This is a genomic window from Streptomyces sp. NPDC086787, from assembly GCF_044745865.1.
In the GTDB taxonomy this organism is placed as follows: Bacteria; Actinomycetota; Actinomycetes; order Streptomycetales; family Streptomycetaceae; genus Streptomyces.
This window is the reverse complement of record NZ_JBIVBC010000005.1, coordinates 459495-475721: the sequence shown is the minus strand read 5'-3', so window position 1 is coordinate 475721 and position 16227 is coordinate 459495. Positions and strand designations below refer to the sequence as shown.

Sequence of the window (16227 nt, the reverse complement as noted above, 5' to 3'; positions counted from 1 at the left end):
CGGGGACTACGCTTCACCGGTGATGGACAACCGTGTACCGCCCCGTGCCGCCGGCCCCGGGCCTCGTCGTCGTGATCGCCACGGGCGGGGCATGCGCGGGCCCATCGCGCCGCCTCAGGTACCCCTCGCGGCGAGCCGCGCCGAGGCGTTCGCGGATCTGGTGCAGGACTCCGTGGAGCGCCTTGAGCGGCGCTGGCCGCAGTTGGCCGACATCGATTTCCTGGTGCTTGAGGTGCCACGGCTGGACCGGCAGCCCATCGACGCCTGGGACGAGGAGACGGTGCCGCTCGGCGGCACGATCGCCGCGCGCGAGGGGCGGCGGGCCCGGGTCGTGGTGTACCGGCGGCCGGTCGAGATCCGGACGAAGACCCGCGACGAGCGGGCCGCCCTGGTGCACGAGGTGGTCGTGGAGCAGGTCGCGGAGCTGCTGGGGCTGACTCCGGAGACGGTGGACCCCCGGTACGGCGAGGACTGAAGCGACGCGAAGCGGTACGGGGAGTGGGTCGGGGTCGGGGTGCGCCGGGCGTCCCCGGTGCACCCCGTCCGGCCGTTACTTCTGCAGGACCGACAGGTCCTGGTCGGCGTGTGGCACCGCCACCGTCCCCCGGTCGTCCGGGAGGGTCTGGACGGTGAAGCCGGGGACACCGTCCTTCGTGACCGACAGGGTGCGGGTGCCGTAGACCGGGCCGCCGGAAACCTGCGCCACCGTCAGGGCGTAGGTGCCCTTGAGGCCGGCCGGGACCGGGGCGGCGACGTCCTGGGTCGTGCCCTGCTTGATGGTGTAGGTCTTCGTCACCGGGGTGCCGCCTTCGCTGCCCGCCGACGCCGTGACCTTGACGGTCGCCGTGGCGCTGGGGGCGGTCAGGGACAGGGTCGTGCCCTTGCCGCTGTTGTCGGCGGCCGACGCGCGGGTGCCGACCGGGGCGCTGGCCGGGATGAACGCCGTCTCCGTCTCGGCGCCCTTGCCCCGGGTCACCTGGAGGGCGGCCACCACCGGGACGGCCCCGTCGGTAGGGGTCAGGATCAGGGAGCCCGCCTCGCCGCGCGTGACGTTGCCCAGGTCGACCGCCGTGGTCATGCCGGACTTCACGTGCAGCGTCTCGTGCCCGGCGGGGGTGATCGGACCGTTGGGGGAGGCCAGGCGCACCTTGAGGTCGGCGTCGGCGTCGCCCGGGGTGAAGGCGACCAGGCGCACCGAGGTGGCGTCCTTCGGGATGCCGGGGAGGACCAGGCTGCCGGCCGGGTCGGTGGACGCGGCCAGCCAGTCGCCGCCGTTCTTGTCGTCCAGCGCCTGCACGGCCGCGCCGACGCGTCCGCCACGGACGCGGACGTGCACGGTCAGGTCGGTCTGCCGCTCGCCGGAGAGCGTGGACAGCAGCACCGGCTCGCTGGAGTGCGGCTGGACGGTGAAGCCCTCCCCCACCGTGGACTTCAGCGCGCCGTCCTTGCCGTACAGCTCGATGTCGACGACGGCGGGGCTGTCGTCCGGGTTGGTGAGGTGCACGTAGTCGGTGCGGGTCGCGGCCGTGCTGGCGCCGGGGAACCAGAACTCGGTGTCCGGGGCGGTGCAGTTGACCCCCTGGAGGCCACGGCCGCTGCCCGCGGCGACCTCGGTGGTCTCCTGGACGGTCCAGCCCGGTGCGAACTTCCCCTCCGCGGTGCCGACGAGCGCGGGCGAGTCACCTCCGGAGGTCTCGCCGGTGGCCGGGGTGCCGGGATCCTTGGGGGTCAGGACGGGCTTGACGGCCTTCTTCTTCGCGCCCGCGCCCTTCCCGTCCGTGCCCTTTCCGTCGGCGCCCTTTCCGCCTGCGGCCTTCCCGGAGCCGTCCGTGCCCGCGGACCCCGCGGCGGCCGCGGTGAGTGCCGCCCTGCCGCTGCCCGTCGTGGGTTTGCCGCCGACGGTGACCGGGGTGAAGGACGTGTACGACGTCTCGGCGATGTCGGAGTCGCTCGGCTCCGGGCACAGCAGGCTCGTGCGCTCCACGGGCAGCCGGGCGGCCGCCTCGGAGGTGCCCGCGGCGGACGTGTCCGGGGCGTCGAGCGCGGCGAACGCGGTGACGGCGGCGAGCGCGGCCGTGCCGGCGATCAGGGACAGGGTGGTGCGCTTCACTGCTGGCTCCCGTCGGGGCGGTCGGTGCCGGTGCCGTGGGGGTGGGCCGGGTCGTAGCCCTGCTGGGCCTGGTCATAGCTCTGTTGAGCCTGGTCGTAGCCCTGCTGGGTCGGGTCGTAGCCCTGCTGGTACGCCGGGTCGTACGTCTGGCCGCCCTGGCCGCCGTATCCGTACGGGTCGTACGGGCCGCTCTGGTACGGGTCGGCCTGGTAGGCCTGCTGGTCATAGCCGCCCGCCTGGTACTGCCCGGCGTCCTGGTACTGGTCGCCGTAGCCGCCGTACCCGCCGGCCGGGTGGGCCGCCGGGTCCCAGTCGCCGTAGGACGGCTGGTGCGGCACGGCGGCCGGGGGGTCCGCCGCGGGAGGCGGACCGGCGGGATCGGGTTCCGCGGTGCCGGTGGTCTCCTCGGCCTCCGCCTGGGCGCGCAGCCTGCGGGCCCGACGGCCCTCGCCCTCGACGGCCTGCGCCGGGACGGGCAGTTCCTCGGGGAGGTCGTCGTCCACGTCGCGGCGTCGGCCGGGCAGGGCGAGCACCACGAGTACGACGGCGAGCACACCCTGTGCCCACAGCCAGGCGGTGTGGGTGAGCGGCGCGTCGTAGGTGACGTCCAGCCGTCCGCCGCCCGGGGGGAGTTCGAAGCCCTGGGCCCAGCCGTCCACCGTGGTGCGGGTGAGGGTGCGGCCGTCCAGGGACGCGGTCCAGCCCGGGGCGGCGGAGTCGGCCAGCCGCAGGACACGGCCGTTCGGGCCCGACGGGATCTTCGTGTGGATCTCGACGGGCCCGGCGGCGACCGGCACCGGGGCGCCCGTCCCGTTGGCGGGCGTGATCGACGCGCGCGAGACCTGCCGGTCGACGCGCCACAGCGCGCTGCCGTTCTGCTCGCTGAGCCGGGTCAGGCCGGGTGTGGCGTCGAGGACGCGGGTGACCGCGCGAGGCGCGCCCTGGTGCACCAGGACGTAGCGCACGGCGAAGCCGCCGAGCTGGTTGGCCTGGTCGGCGCCGGAGCCGGCGACGAGGTTGGCGACGACCTTGTCGAGGGTGCTGTTCTCACCGTCGGCGGCGGCCAGGTCGGCGTCGCCCATGCGGGCGCCGGAGCCGCGGACGAGGCTGTAGCGGACGCGGGCGGCGGAGTCGCTGTCGAGGACCAGGGTGCGGGCCTGGTCGCGGGTGCCGCTCTCCTCGGCGACGAACGCGGGCACCTGTGTCGGGTCGCGCCGCTCCACCGGCCCGTCGGCGCCGCCGAGCATCCAGCCGACGGCGACGAGCAGCGGGCCCGCGGCCGCGGCGAGGGCGATCAGGGCGGCCGCCGGCTGACGCCAGCCGAAGCTCTGTTCGGCCACCCGGGCGCGTGCGCCGTCGGCGCCGAGCGCGGCGGCGGCGAGGAGCGCGATGCCGTAGACGAGGGTGGCGGGTCCGGCCCAGGCGGAGCCGTTGGACAGGACCGCGAGGACGAGGCCGGTGAGGGCGACGGCCCAGGCGGCCCGAATGCCCAGCTGCCGTTCGGAGCGCAGCAGTGCGGCGAGGGCGGCCAGGACGATACCGATGAGCAGCAGTCCGTGCACGGTGCCGGGGCCGCCGGGGCTGGCGCCGAGCAGGTCGGAGGCGGAGGCGGCCGAGGCGCCGTACTCCAGCCCGGCCTCCCGGAAGAAGCCGGACGGGAGCAGGGTCAGCGACCAGGGCGCGAGGACGAGCAGCGGGGTGCCGAGCTGGGCCAGCAGGCGCAGGCCGTGGGGGACGAGGTCGCGGCGGCGCAACGCGAGGACGCCGAGCCCGAGGATCAGCGCGGCGGGCCACACGATCGGGGTGAACGCGGTGGTGATGGTCAGCAACAGCGCGTACGCCCAGGTGGCCCGCCAGCTGCCGCGCGCGCCGGAGGGGGCGGTGAGCCCGGCGGCGGCGATCGCCGCGCGGGCGAGCAGCGGCAGCAGGACGGCGAGTACGGCGGTGCCGACGCGTCCGCCGGCCAGGGCGCCGGTGGCGGCGGGCAGGAAGGCGTAGGCGATGGCCGCCCAGGCGCGCAGGAGCCGGGACCCGATGAGCGGGCGGGAGGCGAAGTAGGCGGTGAAGCCGGCCAGCGGCACCGCGCCGACCAGCAGCACGGTGATCGCGAGGCCGGTGGAGCCGAACAGTGTGGCGGACAGCGTCGCGACGATCGCGAGGTAGGGCGGTGCCGCGGGGGTGCCGCCGGCGCCCACCGGGTGCCAGGCGTCCAGGTAGCGCGACCACAGCTCGCCGAGGTCGCCGGGGGCGGGCAGCAGGGCGCCGCCCGAGAGCGCGCCGCCGCCGAGGAGTTGGCGGCAGGCGACGAGCGAGACGAGCAGCAGCACCAGGAAGAGGACCGGGCCGGGCTTGCGGGCGATGCGCTTGAGGCGGACGAACTGCTCGATTTCCAGGAAGTCGGCGTCGTCTCCGCCGGGCCCGGACTCGACCACGCCGCCGTGCCGTCCGGCGGAGGCGGCATCGGTGTCGGAGTGGCCGAGGAAGTTGCCCGCGACCTGTTCCACGGTGGCTCGCACGGTCGCGCCGGGCGGCGGGAACAGCGGCCGAAGCTCGCCCTTGTCCACCTGCGGACGGCCGCGGACCCGCCGTCCGGCGATGATCCGCTCGGGCCGCAGCAGGGTGCCGAGCAGACCGCGGATCTCGTCGACGGCCTGTCCGGGGACCTTGCCGACGAGATAGGCGACGGTCCGCAGGAGCGTGCCGAGGACGAGGCGCAGCAGCACCCAGGGCAGTGCTGCCGTGCGGGTGTTGACGAGGAGGGTGTAGGCGGCGCCCGCCTTGTCGACCTTGTGCGGGGAGGCGGCGGTACGGCCGCCGCAGTCGACGGTGCGGCGCTCGCGGGAGGCGGCTTCGGCGTGTCGTACGACGGCCTCGGGGGCGACGAGGACGCGGTGGCCGGCCGCGTTGACGCGCCAGCACAGGTCGACGTCGTCGCGCATCAGCGGCAGTCGGCGGTCGAAGCCGCCGAGCCGCTCGAACACGTCGCGGCGGATCAGCATGCCGGCGGTGGACACGGACAGCACGGACCGCACGTGGTCGTGCTGGCCCTGGTCCTGTTCGCGGCGGTCGAGGCCGGTCCAGCGGCGGCCGGAGTGGGCGATGGTGACGCCGACTTCGAGGAGTTGCCTGCGGTCGTACCAGCCGCGGAGCTTGGGGCCGACCACGGCCACGTCGTCGCGGCCCAGCTCCAGTTCGTTCTCGACGACCCGCAGCAGCTGGGCGAGGGCGTCGGGGTCGGGGGCGCAGTCGTCGTGCAGCAGCCACAGCCACTGGATCGGCTCCCCGTGGGGGAGCTCGGGCATGTCGTAGGCGTCGTCGCGCCAGCTGCGGGTGACGGGGTCCCAGCCGCTGGGGCGCTTGAGGTACGGCAGTTCGTCCGGGGTGAGGACCGGCGCGCCGCGCTGGGCCTCCTCGACGGCCTGGCCGAAGCCGGTGCGCCGGGCGAGGTGCAGCACCCGGTCGGCGCCGATGGCGTCGGCGATCAGCCGGGCGGAGTCGTCCCCGCTGCCGGTGTCGGCGGCGACGGCGCACTGAACGGGGCGTTCCTGGCCGAGCAGCCCGGCGAGCACGTCGGGCAGCCAGCGGGCGCCGTCGTGGGCGACGAGGACCGCGGTCACCACGTGGCGCGGGAACTCGGGCGGACGGGCCGGATCGAACGCCGCTTGGCGGGCCGGGTCGAACGGCGCGCCGGCGGCGTCGTATGAGGGTGCCTGATGGCTGTGCACGGACATCGAGGTACGGGCCCCGGTTCGATGGACTGCGGTGGACGCCCGCGCCCCGAGGGGACGGCGGGGTGTCTCGGACGAGCGACCACACTATCGGCTGCCCACGACGACGGCCCGCCGCCTGTGGATAACCCACTGGCTACGGGCCGTTCGCGACGTGTGGAGACGTGTACAGACGTATGTACGGGCAGGCCGTGCGCCGTCCGGTCAGACGGCTGCCTTCTTCAGGCGGCGGCGCTCCCGCTCGGACAGGCCGCCCCAGATGCCGAAGCGTTCGTCGTTGGCGAGGGCGTACTCGAGGCACTCGGAGCGCACCTCACAGGCGAGGCACACCTTCTTGGCCTCTCTGGTCGAGCCGCCCTTCTCGGGGAAGAAGGACTCGGGATCGGTCTGGGCGCACAGCGCGCGCTCCTGCCAGCCGAGTTCCTCGTCCGCGTCGTCGACCAGCAGTTGCTGCACCAGCTCGGTCATGTGCGCCCCTCGTCCGTCTTTCCGCGTCCCCGTGATCCAGTCGTTACCGATCCGACTGAACGACACGAGTGAAATTACAAGTGTGATGCTCCGGGCGAGTCAAGCCGAGATCTGCTATTGAGCCCGTTATTCACTCTGCGGAACCAAGGCCGTGCGGAAAGTGTTCAAATCGGCATAAACCTTGACGCGCAGCAGAGGCCCGGGAGGGACGCCGTCCTCCGCGCGGTCCTACGCGGTTCCTGTACGGGGGAAGACGCCCGGGTGTTCGCTCGCGTTCCGGCGGGGACCCGCGCGCCCGGTTGTGCGCCATGTGTCCCGGTGCTCCGCCGAACAAACCTTTCGCCGCGGAGATGAACCGGATGTGGTGAACCATGTCCCACATACCGGTCACCGAGTTGACAGTGCCGGGTGTGAGCCGCTGTCCTTGTGGGCATGCTCGCGAACTTGGCACTCACCCCGACCCGCATCGCCGGGTCCCACGGTGCTGCCCACGTTCGCTGTAGCTGTTGTCGCTGTTCCAGCTGTTGAGCCCCACGCTCCACCTGCTCCGGCTGTCCCCAGAGTCCACGTCCGTCCGGACTCGGCTGCTGTCCCCGTACGAGACCCCAGCCCCCTCACTCTTCCGCCGAGGACCCCACACCCCCATGAACAGCGACAACGACCTCCAGATCGCGGGCGACATCCTCGAAGTCCCGCACCTGCTCCAGCCGCCGCGCGAGCACCCGGCCACCGTCGCCGAGTTCGCCGGTCTGGCCCGCGCCGTCGCCGCCGACCGCTCCCAGTGGGCGCATCTCGTCCGGTACGACGCCACGACACGCTGGTACCACCGGCTCCGCACCGGACCCGGCTACGAGGTGTGGCTGCTGTCCTGGGTGCCGGGACAGGGCAGCGGACCGCACGGCCACGGCCGGTCCTCCGGTGTGCTGACCGTCCTGGAGGGCGCCCTGACCGAGCGCACCGAGCGGGCCACGCGCACCCTGGCGGCCGGCTCGCAGCGGGTGTTCGCGCCGGGGTACGCGCACGAGGTGGTCAACGACACCCTGGAGCCCGCCGTCAGCCTGCACATCTACTACCCGGGCCTGACCGAGATGCCGATGCACACGGCCGGTGCCCCGCACTGCGAGGCGCTGACGCCGCCGCGTCCGGTGACCGCCTGACGCGTTGTCGTACCCGCCTGCCAGACTTGGCGCATGCGCATTGTGGTTCTGGCAGGCGGCATCGGCGGTGCCCGGTTCCTGCGCGGCCTGAAGAAGGCCGCACCGGACGCGGAGATCACGGTCATCGGCAACACCGGCGACGACATCCACCTCTTCGGGCTGAAGGTCTGCCCGGACCTCGACACGGTGATGTACACGCTCGGCGGCGGCATCAACGAGGAGCAGGGCTGGGGCAGGTCCGACGAGACCTTCCACCTGAAGGAGGAACTCGCGGCGTACGGGGCCGGGCCCGAGTGGTTCGGGCTCGGCGACCGGGACTTCGCCACGCACATCGTGCGGACGCAGATGCTGAGCGCCGGCTATCCGTTGAGTGCGGTGACCGAGGCGCTGTGCGACCGCTGGAAGCCGGGGGTGCGGCTGATCCCGATGACCGACGACCGCGTGGAGACGCACGTGGCGATCGAGGCCGACGGTGAGCGCAAGGCGGTCCACTTCCAGGAGTACTGGGTGCGGCTGCGGGCATCGGTGCCCGCGGCCGCGGTCGTGCCGGTCGGGGCCGAGCAGTCCAAGCCCGCCCCCGGGGTCCTGGAGGCGATCGCCGAGTCGGACGTGATCGTCTTCCCGCCGTCCAACCCCGTCGTGTCCGTCGGCACGATCCTCGCGGTCCCCGGGATCCGGGAGGCGATCGCCGACGCGGGGGTACCGGTGGTGGGCCTCTCCCCCATCGTCGGGGACGCGCCCGTGCGCGGGATGGCCGACAAGGTGCTCGCCGCGGTCGGCGTCGAGTCGACGGCCGCCGCGGTGGCCGAGCACTACGGCTCGGGGCTCCTCGACGGCTGGCTGGTGGACACCGTGGACGCGGGCACGGTGGAGCGGATCGAGGCGGCCGGCATCCGCTGCCGTGCCGTACCGCTGATGATGACCGACCTGGACGCGACCGAGCGGATGGCCCGGGAGGCGCTGGCGCTCGCCGAGGAGGTGCGGGGGGCGTGAGCGGGGCGACACCGCAGTTCCGGATCTGGGCGGCCGACGGGATTCCCGAGGTCCAGCCGGGCGACGACCTGGGCAAACTGATCGCCTTCGCCGAGCCGGAGCTCGCCGACGGGGACGTGCTCCTGGTCACCTCGAAGATCGTGTCCAAGGCGGAGGGCCGTATCGTCGAGGCGGCCGACCGGGAGGCGGCGATCGACGCGGAGACCGTCAGGGTCGTGGCCCGGCGCGGCCCGCTGCGTATCGTCGAGAACCGGCAGGGCCTGGTCATGGCCGCCGCCGGAGTCGACGCCTCCAACACCCCCTCGGGGACGGTGCTGTTGCTGCCCGAGGACCCCGACGCGTCCGCGCGCGCGATCCGCGAGACGCTGCGCGACGCGCTCGGCGTCAACGTCGGGGTCGTCGTCACCGACACCTTCGGGCGACCGTGGCGCGCGGGGCTCACGGACGTCGCGATCGGCGCCGCCGGCGTGCGCGTGCTGGACGATCTGCGTGGCGGCACGGACGCGCACGGCAACCCGCTCAGCGCGACCGTCGTGGCGACGGCCGACGAGCTCGCCGCCGCCGGTGACCTGGTGAAGGGCAAGGCGGCCGGTCTGCCCGTCGCCGTGGTGCGCGGGCTGCCGCACGTGGTGGCCGAGGACCACGCGGACGGCGCCCGTGCACTGGTCCGCGACGCCCGCGACGACATGTTCCGGCTCGGCACCTCCGAGGCGGTACGGGAAGCGGTCACCCAGCGGCGTACCGTACGGGCCTTCACCGACGAACCCGTCGACCCGGGAGCGGTACGGCGGGCGGTCGCCGCGGCGGTCACCGCGCCCGCGCCGCACCACACCACACCGTGGCGGTTCGTGCTGCTGGAGTCGGCCGGCTCACGGACCCGGCTGCTCGACGCCATGCGCGACGCCTGGATCGCCGACCTGAGACGGGACGGCAAGAGCGAGGAGTCGATCGCGAAGCGGGTGCGGCGCGGTGACGTGCTGCGCAACGCGCCCTACCTGGTCGTGCCCTGTCTCGTCATGGACGGCTCGCACACCTACGGCGACCCGCGGCGGGACGCGGCCGAGCGGGAGATGTTCGTGGTCGCCACCGGCGCGGGCGTGCAGAACTTCCTGGTGGCGCTGGCCGGTGAGCGGCTTGGTTCGGCATGGGTGTCGTCCACGATGTTCTGCCGGGACGTGGTCCGCGAGGTGCTCGGGCTGCCGGACGACTGGGATCCCATGGGAGCGGTCGCGGTCGGCCATCCGGCCGAGGCGCCCAAACCCCGGCCGGACCGCGAGGCCGCGGCCTTCATCGAAGTACGGTGATCTGTCGTGGCCGGCCGATTCGCTCCGCGCCCCACGCGCACGACCGTGCGCGGCGGGCATGTCGCGGTCCCCTCCGCCGCGCGGATGCCCCGGCAGGCCGAAGCGGCGAGGTGGGTGCCGGACGGAGCGCTCGACCTCGGTCTGGTGCTCGGGCCACTCAGGCGCGGACCGGGCGACCCGACGTTCCGGGCCATGCCCGACGGGTCGGTGTGGCGAGCCAGCCGGACCCCCGCCGGTCCGGGGACCCTGCGGGTGGCGGTACACGGCGGTGAGGTGCGCGCCGAGGCCTGGGGGCCGGGGGCGGAGTGGCTGCTGGAGCGGATGCCCGAGCTGCTGGGTGCCGCCGACGACCCCGGCGCCTTCGTGCCCCGGCACCGGCTGCTGGCGCTCGCCCGGCACCGCCGTCCCGGGCTCAGGCTGACGCGGACCGGGCTGGTCCTCGAGTCACTCATCCCGTCGGTCCTTGAGCAGAAGGTCACCAGCGACGAGGCGTACCGGGCGTGGCGGCTGCTGGTGCGGAAGTTCGGGGAGCCGGCGCCGGGGCCCGCGGCGGGCGGGCGGCTGTGGGTGATGCCCGAGCCCCGGACCTGGGCGCTGATTCCCTCCTGGGAGTGGCACCGGGCGGGCGTCGACGACAAGCGGGCGTCGACGATCCTGCGGGCCGTGCGGGTCGCCGCGCGGCTCGAGGAGGCGGCCGGGATGGAGCCGGCGGCCGCGCAGGCCAGGCTGGAGGTCGTGCCGGGGATCGGTCCCTGGACCTCGGCGGAGACCGTGCAGCGCAGCCATGGGGCGCCGGACACCGTCACGGTCGGCGATCTGCATCTGCCGGGAGTCGTGGGGTGGGCGCTGGCCGGGGACCGGTACGCGGACGACTCGACGATGCTGGAGCTGCTGGAGCCGTACGCCGGGCAGCGGCACCGGGCTGCCCGGCTGATCCTGCTGAGCGGGAAGACACCGGCGCGGCGGGCGCCGCGGATGCCTCGCGGGGACATCGGGCAGTTGTGAGGACGCCGGGCCGCTCAGCACACGCCGGCCCGCGTCCCTCCAGGGGGCACCTCCTGCCCGCCCGCACGGCTACTGGTCGGAGGAGAAGCGGACCGCCCCCGCCGGGATCCGCGCGTCGCACCACACCCTGACGCCCTCGCGGAGTTCGTTGTCGGGGCCGACCTCCGCGCCGTCCCCGATGACCGCGCCGGTGAGGACGGTGCGTTCACCGACCCGGGCCCGACTGCCGACGAGGGAGTCGGTGATGACCGCGCCGGGCTCGATGACGGCTCCGGGCATGATCGTGCTGCCGTAGACCCGGGCGCCCCCGGCGACGGACGCGCCCTCGCCCACCACCGTGCCACCCGTCAGCTTGGCGTCCGGCGCCACCGTGGCCGTCGGCAGGACCAGCCGGTCGCCGCAGCGGCCGGGGACCGCGGGGGACGGCGCCCGGCCGAGGACCAGGTCCGCCGAGCCGCGCACGAAGGCCGCGGGGGTGCCCAGGTCCAGCCAGTAGGTGGAGTCCACCAGCCCCTGGAGGTGGGCCCCGTCCGACAGCAGGCCGGGGAAGGTCTCCCGTTCCACCGAGACCGGGCGGCCCGTCGGGATCGAGTCGATGACCGAGCGGCGGAAGACGTACGCCCCCGCGTTGATCTGGTCGGTGACGATCTCCTCCGGGGTCTGCGGCTTCTCCAGGAAGGCGAGGACCCTGCCGGTGCCGTCCGTGGGCACCAGGCCGTAGGCGCGGGGGTCGGTGACCTTCGTCAGGTGCAGGGAGACGTCCGCGCCGGTCGACGCGTGCGTGCGCACCAGGGCCTGGATGTCGAGGCCGGTCAGGATGTCGCCGTTGAAGACCAGCACCGGGTCGTCGGGGCCGGAGCGCAGGTGCGCGGCCGCGTTGCGGATGGCGCCGCCGGTGCCGAGGGGCTCCTCCTCCGTGACGTACTCGAGGTGCAGGCCGAGCGCGGCGCCGTCGCCGAAGTACGGCTCGAACACCTCGGCCAGATAGCTCGTCGCGAGCACGATGTGCTCGACGCCCGCCGCTTTGGCGCGCGCCAGCTGATGGGTGAGGAACGGGACTCCGGCCGCGGGGACCATGGGCTTGGGGGTGTGCACCGTGAGCGGCCGTAGCCGGGTTCCCTTGCCGCCGACCAGGAGGATGGCTTCTGTCACCTGTCGTCTCTGCTTCCTGCCGGGACCGGCCGTACTGTTTTCCGGCCGGCCAGTGTATGCAGTCCGTGCGACGGCGCCCTCGATGGCCGCGCGTGTGCCGCGACATCGGAACGCGAATTCCCCCGACTGTCCGCGCCGCCTCCCCCGCCGCCTTGTGGATAGAGATTTCCACCGCCGGACTCCAGGTATGTACCGCCTCGCGGACGCGTACGCTTTCCCGGGTGAACGCCACCGATCGCACCCCTGCCGACCTGCTGAGTTCGGAGCTCGCCGGGGACCCCGGCCGCCCGCTGGTGACCTTCTACGACGACGCGACGGGCGAACGCGTCGAACTGTCGGTCGCCACCTTCGCCAACTGGGTGGCGAAGACGGCGAACCTGCTCCAGGGCGACCTCGGCGCCGAGCCCGGCGACCGGGTCGCGCTGCTGCTGCCCGCGCACTGGCAGACGGCGGTCTGGCTGCTGGCCTGTGCGTCGGTGGGCGTGGTCGTGGACGTGGCCGGTGATCCGGCGGCGGCCGACGTCGTGGTGAGCGGCCCGGACTCGCTGGAGGCGGCGCGGGCGTGCCGCGGTGAGCGGGTCGCGCTCGCGCTGCGGCCGCTGGGCGGGCGCTTCCCGCAGCCACCGGAGGGTTTCCTCGACTACGCCGTCGAGGTGCCGGGCCAGGGCGACCGGTTCGCACCGTTCGCACCGGTGGACCCGGAGGAGCCCGCGCTGATCGTGGCGGGTGCGCAGTTCACCGGTGCCGAAGTGGTCGAGCGGGCGCGGGCCGACGCTCCCGCGCTGGACCTGACGGGTCCCGGCGCCCGACTGCTGTCCGGGCTGCCGTACGACACCTGGGAGGGCCTGGCCGCCGGGCTCTACGCGCCGCTGGCCGCCGGGGGGTCCGTGGTGCTGTGCCGCCATCTGGACCAACTGGGCGAGGACGCGCTGGCCAAGCGGATCGAGAGCGAACGGGTGACCGCGACACGGCACTGACCGAGCGGGCCGGGGGCGTCTCATGATCACCCGTTCGGAGCAGTACCGGCCGCCCCCGGGCCCCTTCCGCGCCATGGTCGTAGGAGCAGGACGACACGCTCGTACGCCATGAGGGGTGGCTCGCCCGTGACCGACACCGCTGGTAAGCCCTCGGGAGGGACCCTCGGTCCCGGGGCGGGCTCGTCGGCCACCGGGGACGGGCTCGTCCGCCGGCGCCGGCGGCGGTGGACGCGGGTCGCGGCCGCGGGTGCCGGTCTGCTGGTGCTGGCCGCGGGCGGGGGCGGGTGGGCCGTGTACGCGAAGCTGAACGGGAACATCACGGCCGACGAGGCGGCCGCGGCGGAGCTGGCGGAGTACGAGCGCGAGCGTCCCACCGCGCTGGTGAGCGGCGCGTTGAACATCCTGCTGATCGGGTCCGACAGTCGGGCGGGGGCGGGCAACGGCAAGTACGGCAAGGATTCGGGGACCGAGCGGTCCGACACCACGATCCTGCTGCATCTGGCCGCCGACCGACGCAGTGCGACCGCCGTGTCCCTGCCACGCGATCTGATGGTGAACGTGCCCAGCTGCCGGCGGCCGGACGGCAGCCGCACCGAGCCGATGTTCGCCATGTTCAACTACGCCTTCGAGGTGGGAGGCTCCGCCTGCAGCATCCGGACGGTCGAGAAGCTGACGTCCGTCCGCATCGACCACCACATGGTCATCGACTTCAGCGGATTCAAGAACATGGTGGACGCCGTCGGCGGCGTCCAGGTGTGTCTGAAGGAGCCCATCACCGACAAGGCCGCCAAGCTGAAGCTGCCCGCCGGACGGGTCACCCTCGACGGGGAGCAGGCCCTCGGCTATGTGCGGGTCCGCAAGACGCTCGGCAACGGCAGCGACACCGACCGGATGGACCGGCAGCAGCAGTTTCTCGGGGCGCTCGTCAGCAAGCTGCGCGGCAATGACGTACTGCTGAATCCCGTGAAGCTGTATCCGGTGCTGGACGCGGCGACCTCGTCGCTCACCACCGACCCGGAACTTGCCAGTCTGCGCGGTTTGTACCAGTTGGTGCGCGGAGTGCGCGACATCCCCACCGAACATGTACGGTTCCTGACCGTCCCGCGGGAGTCGTACGTCTACGACGCCAACCGCGACCAGTTGGTGGAGCCCGCGGCCGAGCGGCTCTTCGCGCGACTGCGCACCGACGAGCCGGTGAGCGTCGCAAAGTCCACCAAGAAGGACGACGAAACGGACTCCTCCGCGTCCACGTTCCGCGGGAGCACGGCCGCCGACGGCTCCTGCGGGTAAAGCGTGGGCCAAGGCAACCGACCTCCGTTCAGGAGAATGAACCGGATTGCCCCGGTGTACGGACGTGGAATTCGTCACCGCCTTCACCCAATCCCGAACTGGGCGGATAGTGTGAGCGATCCGGTGCACCGAACCGCGAGGTCCGCCCTGGGGTCGTGCACTGTTTGACCGGAACCGGAGCGCCTGGTGGGGGGTAGGCGCCGCGTGGCCCCGACGGAGGATTCAGGCAACCGTGGACGCGCAAGGCCGTGGGCGGGCGGACGACATCGATCCCGCAGACCAGTGGGTACTCAACCCGAGCACCGGTGAATACGAACTGCGACTGGGCCCTTCCGCTCCGCAGTCGTCGGTTCCGCGCCCCCGCAGATCCAGCCCGAACGCTGCCGCCACCGGCGGCGGCAGCGGCAGTGGAGGCAGCGGCGGCGGTACGGCACCGAGTGGCCGGGTTCCGCAGCCGCGCGGGCGCCGGGGCGAACCCGAACCACCGGCCGGCCGACGCAACCGGCGGCCGGTGAAGAAGAAGTCGAAGGCCAAGAAGATACTGCTGTGGACCGGCGGTTCGATGGCATTCGTGCTGGTCGCCGTGTCGGCCGCCGGCTACCTCTACATCAAGCACCTCAACGACAACATCACGTCCGTCTCCGACGACGGCGCGAGCACCGGCGGCTTCAGCAAGGACCGGGCGATCAACATCCTGCTGATCGGCACCGACAAGCGCACCGGCAAGGGCAACGAGGGCTACGGCGACTCGGGCAGCGTCGGCCACGCCGACACCAACATCCTGCTGCACCTGTCCAAGGACCGCTCGAACGCCACCGCGCTGAGCATCCCGCGCGACCTGATCGTGGACGTCCCGGACTGCCCGACCAAGCAGGAGGACGGCTCCGAGAAGGTCATCCCGGGCACCCCCAACGTCCGCTTCAACACCAGCCTCGGGCAGGACGGGCGGACACCGAGCTGCACCGTGCGCACCGTGACGGAACTGACCGGCATCCGGCCGGACAACTTCATGGTCGCCGACTTCAACGCGGTCAAGACACTGACCGAGGCGGTCGGCGGCGTCGAGGTCTGCCTGGGCAAGGACATCAACGACCCGGACTCGCACCTGAAGCTGCCGAAGGGCAACCACAACATCTCCGGCGAGCAGGCGCTGGCCTTCGTGCGGACCCGGCACTCCGTCGGCTTCGGCGGTGACCTGAGCCGGATCGGGCTGCAGCAGCAGTTCCTCAGCGCGCTGATGCGCAAGCTCAGCTCCAACTCGACGCTGACCAGCCCGACGAAGATGCTGAAGCTCGCGGAGACCGGTACCAAGGCCCTCACCGTCGACTCCCAGCTGGACAGCATCGGCAAGCTCAAGGACCTCGGTCTGGAGCTGGGCAAGCTCGACCCGAAGAACCTCACCTTCACGACGGTGCCGGTCATCGACAACCCGGCCGAGAAGGTCAAGGCGACCGTGGTCGTCAACAAGTCGACGGCGCCCGACGTGTTCCAGGCGATCAAGAACGACGTCTCCTTCACCGCGGTGAAGAAGCAGCAGAAGGCCGCCAAGGACGCCGCGGCGGCCCGGCTGAAGGGCACCCAGGCCCCGGCCTCCCAGGTGCGGGTGCGGATCTTCAACGGCGGCGCGGCGGCGGGCAGTGCGCAGGAGACACTCCAGTGGCTCCAGAACGAGCAGAGCGTGTCCAAGTCCGAGAACGCGGGCAACGCTCCGGCCCAGCTGGCCAGGACCACCCTCGAGTACGCCCCCGACCAGGCAGCCCAGGCGCGCAAGCTGGCCGCCGTCATGGGACTGCCCGGTTCGGCGCTGAAGCCCGGCAAGAGTGTGACCAACTCTCAGGGGTTGCCGGCGATGACACTGACCCTGGGCAAGGACTTCAAGGGTGCGGGAGTATCCCTCACCGCCCCGACAAAGGCACCGAATGTGGACAAATCCACCGCAGACAAGGTGACCTGCGCCAAATAGGTAACCCAACGGGTCCCTCGTGCGTCTAAGGAGGCGCGGGAGGGACCCGCTGTTGTGAGGCGCAGGGTGGGGAGGGCGGG

At 73.0% G+C, this 16227-nt stretch carries 12 protein-coding genes; 8 read left to right on the top strand and 4 right to left on the bottom strand.

All coding sequences use genetic code 11. The annotated features are described in order from the left end of the window. Nucleotides 1-22 precede the first annotated feature (22 nt). Nucleotides 23-475: a metallopeptidase family protein gene (locus tag ACIPK3_RS16430; protein ID WP_402570228.1), complete on the top strand. Its 453-nt coding sequence runs from the start codon at nucleotides 23-25 to the stop codon at nucleotides 473-475. A gap of 75 nt (nucleotides 476-550) precedes the next feature. Here ACIPK3_RS16430 and ACIPK3_RS16425 read toward each other — a convergent pair whose 3' ends face one another. The 3 genes from ACIPK3_RS16425 to ACIPK3_RS16415 all read right to left on the bottom strand — a co-directional run bounded on the left by ACIPK3_RS16425 (nucleotide 551) and on the right by ACIPK3_RS16415 (nucleotide 6306). Then, on the bottom strand, nucleotides 551-2110 hold the full coding sequence (locus ACIPK3_RS16425) for a DUF5719 family protein (protein WP_402570158.1): 1560 nt from the start codon (nucleotides 2108-2110) through the stop codon (nucleotides 551-553). After that, nucleotides 2107-5841: a glycosyltransferase family 2 protein gene (locus ACIPK3_RS16420; protein WP_402570156.1), complete on the bottom strand. Its 3735-nt coding sequence runs from the start codon at nucleotides 5839-5841 to the stop codon at nucleotides 2107-2109. The genes ACIPK3_RS16425 and ACIPK3_RS16420 overlap by 4 nt, the downstream gene beginning before the upstream one ends. A gap of 201 nt (nucleotides 5842-6042) precedes the next feature. Then, entirely contained in the window at nucleotides 6043-6306 is a 264-nt protein-coding gene (locus tag ACIPK3_RS16415) for a WhiB family transcriptional regulator (protein ID WP_003975777.1), read from the bottom strand. A gap of 644 nt (nucleotides 6307-6950) precedes the next feature. Between ACIPK3_RS16415 and ACIPK3_RS16410 the strand changes: the two genes are divergently transcribed. Genes ACIPK3_RS16410 through ACIPK3_RS16395 form a run of 4 tightly spaced genes read left to right on the top strand, consistent with a single transcriptional unit; the run spans nucleotide 6951 to nucleotide 10765 of the window. Next, entirely contained in the window at nucleotides 6951-7463 is a 513-nt protein-coding gene (locus ACIPK3_RS16410; protein ID WP_402570154.1) for a cysteine dioxygenase, read from the top strand. A gap of 33 nt (nucleotides 7464-7496) precedes the next feature. Then, a complete protein-coding gene (gene cofD / locus ACIPK3_RS16405; RefSeq protein WP_402570153.1) occupies nucleotides 7497-8456 on the top strand; it encodes a 2-phospho-L-lactate transferase in 960 nt (319 codons plus the stop codon). Then, nucleotides 8453-9760: a coenzyme F420-0:L-glutamate ligase gene (locus ACIPK3_RS16400; protein ID WP_402570151.1), complete on the top strand. Its 1308-nt coding sequence runs from the start codon at nucleotides 8453-8455 to the stop codon at nucleotides 9758-9760. Before cofD ends, ACIPK3_RS16400 begins: the two co-directional genes overlap by 4 nt. A gap of 6 nt (nucleotides 9761-9766) precedes the next feature. After that, the gene (locus ACIPK3_RS16395) at nucleotides 9767-10765 is read left to right on the top strand and encodes a DNA-3-methyladenine glycosylase family protein (RefSeq protein ID WP_402570150.1); all 999 of its coding nucleotides are present in this window, start codon (nucleotides 9767-9769) and stop codon (nucleotides 10763-10765) included. A 69-nt stretch (nucleotides 10766-10834) separates the two neighbouring features. Here the strand turns inward: ACIPK3_RS16395 and ACIPK3_RS16390 are convergent, their stop codons facing one another. After that, on the bottom strand, nucleotides 10835-11917 hold the full coding sequence (locus ACIPK3_RS16390; RefSeq protein WP_402570148.1) for a sugar phosphate nucleotidyltransferase: 1083 nt from the start codon (nucleotides 11915-11917) through the stop codon (nucleotides 10835-10837). Nucleotides 11918-12138: 221 nt separating this feature from the next. Between ACIPK3_RS16390 and ACIPK3_RS16385 the strand changes: the two genes are divergently transcribed. The 3 genes from ACIPK3_RS16385 (at nucleotide 12139) to ACIPK3_RS16375 (ending at nucleotide 16147) form a co-directional block, all read left to right on the top strand. Next, entirely contained in the window at nucleotides 12139-12894 is a 756-nt protein-coding gene (locus ACIPK3_RS16385) for a TIGR03089 family protein (protein WP_402570147.1), read from the top strand. A 108-nt stretch (nucleotides 12895-13002) separates the two neighbouring features. Further along, nucleotides 13003-14184: an LCP family protein gene (locus ACIPK3_RS16380; RefSeq protein ID WP_402570145.1), complete on the top strand. Its 1182-nt coding sequence runs from the start codon at nucleotides 13003-13005 to the stop codon at nucleotides 14182-14184. Nucleotides 14185-14416: 232 nt separating this feature from the next. Next, nucleotides 14417-16147: an LCP family protein gene (locus tag ACIPK3_RS16375; RefSeq protein WP_402570143.1), complete on the top strand. Its 1731-nt coding sequence runs from the start codon at nucleotides 14417-14419 to the stop codon at nucleotides 16145-16147. Nucleotides 16148-16227: the final 80 nt, after the last annotated feature.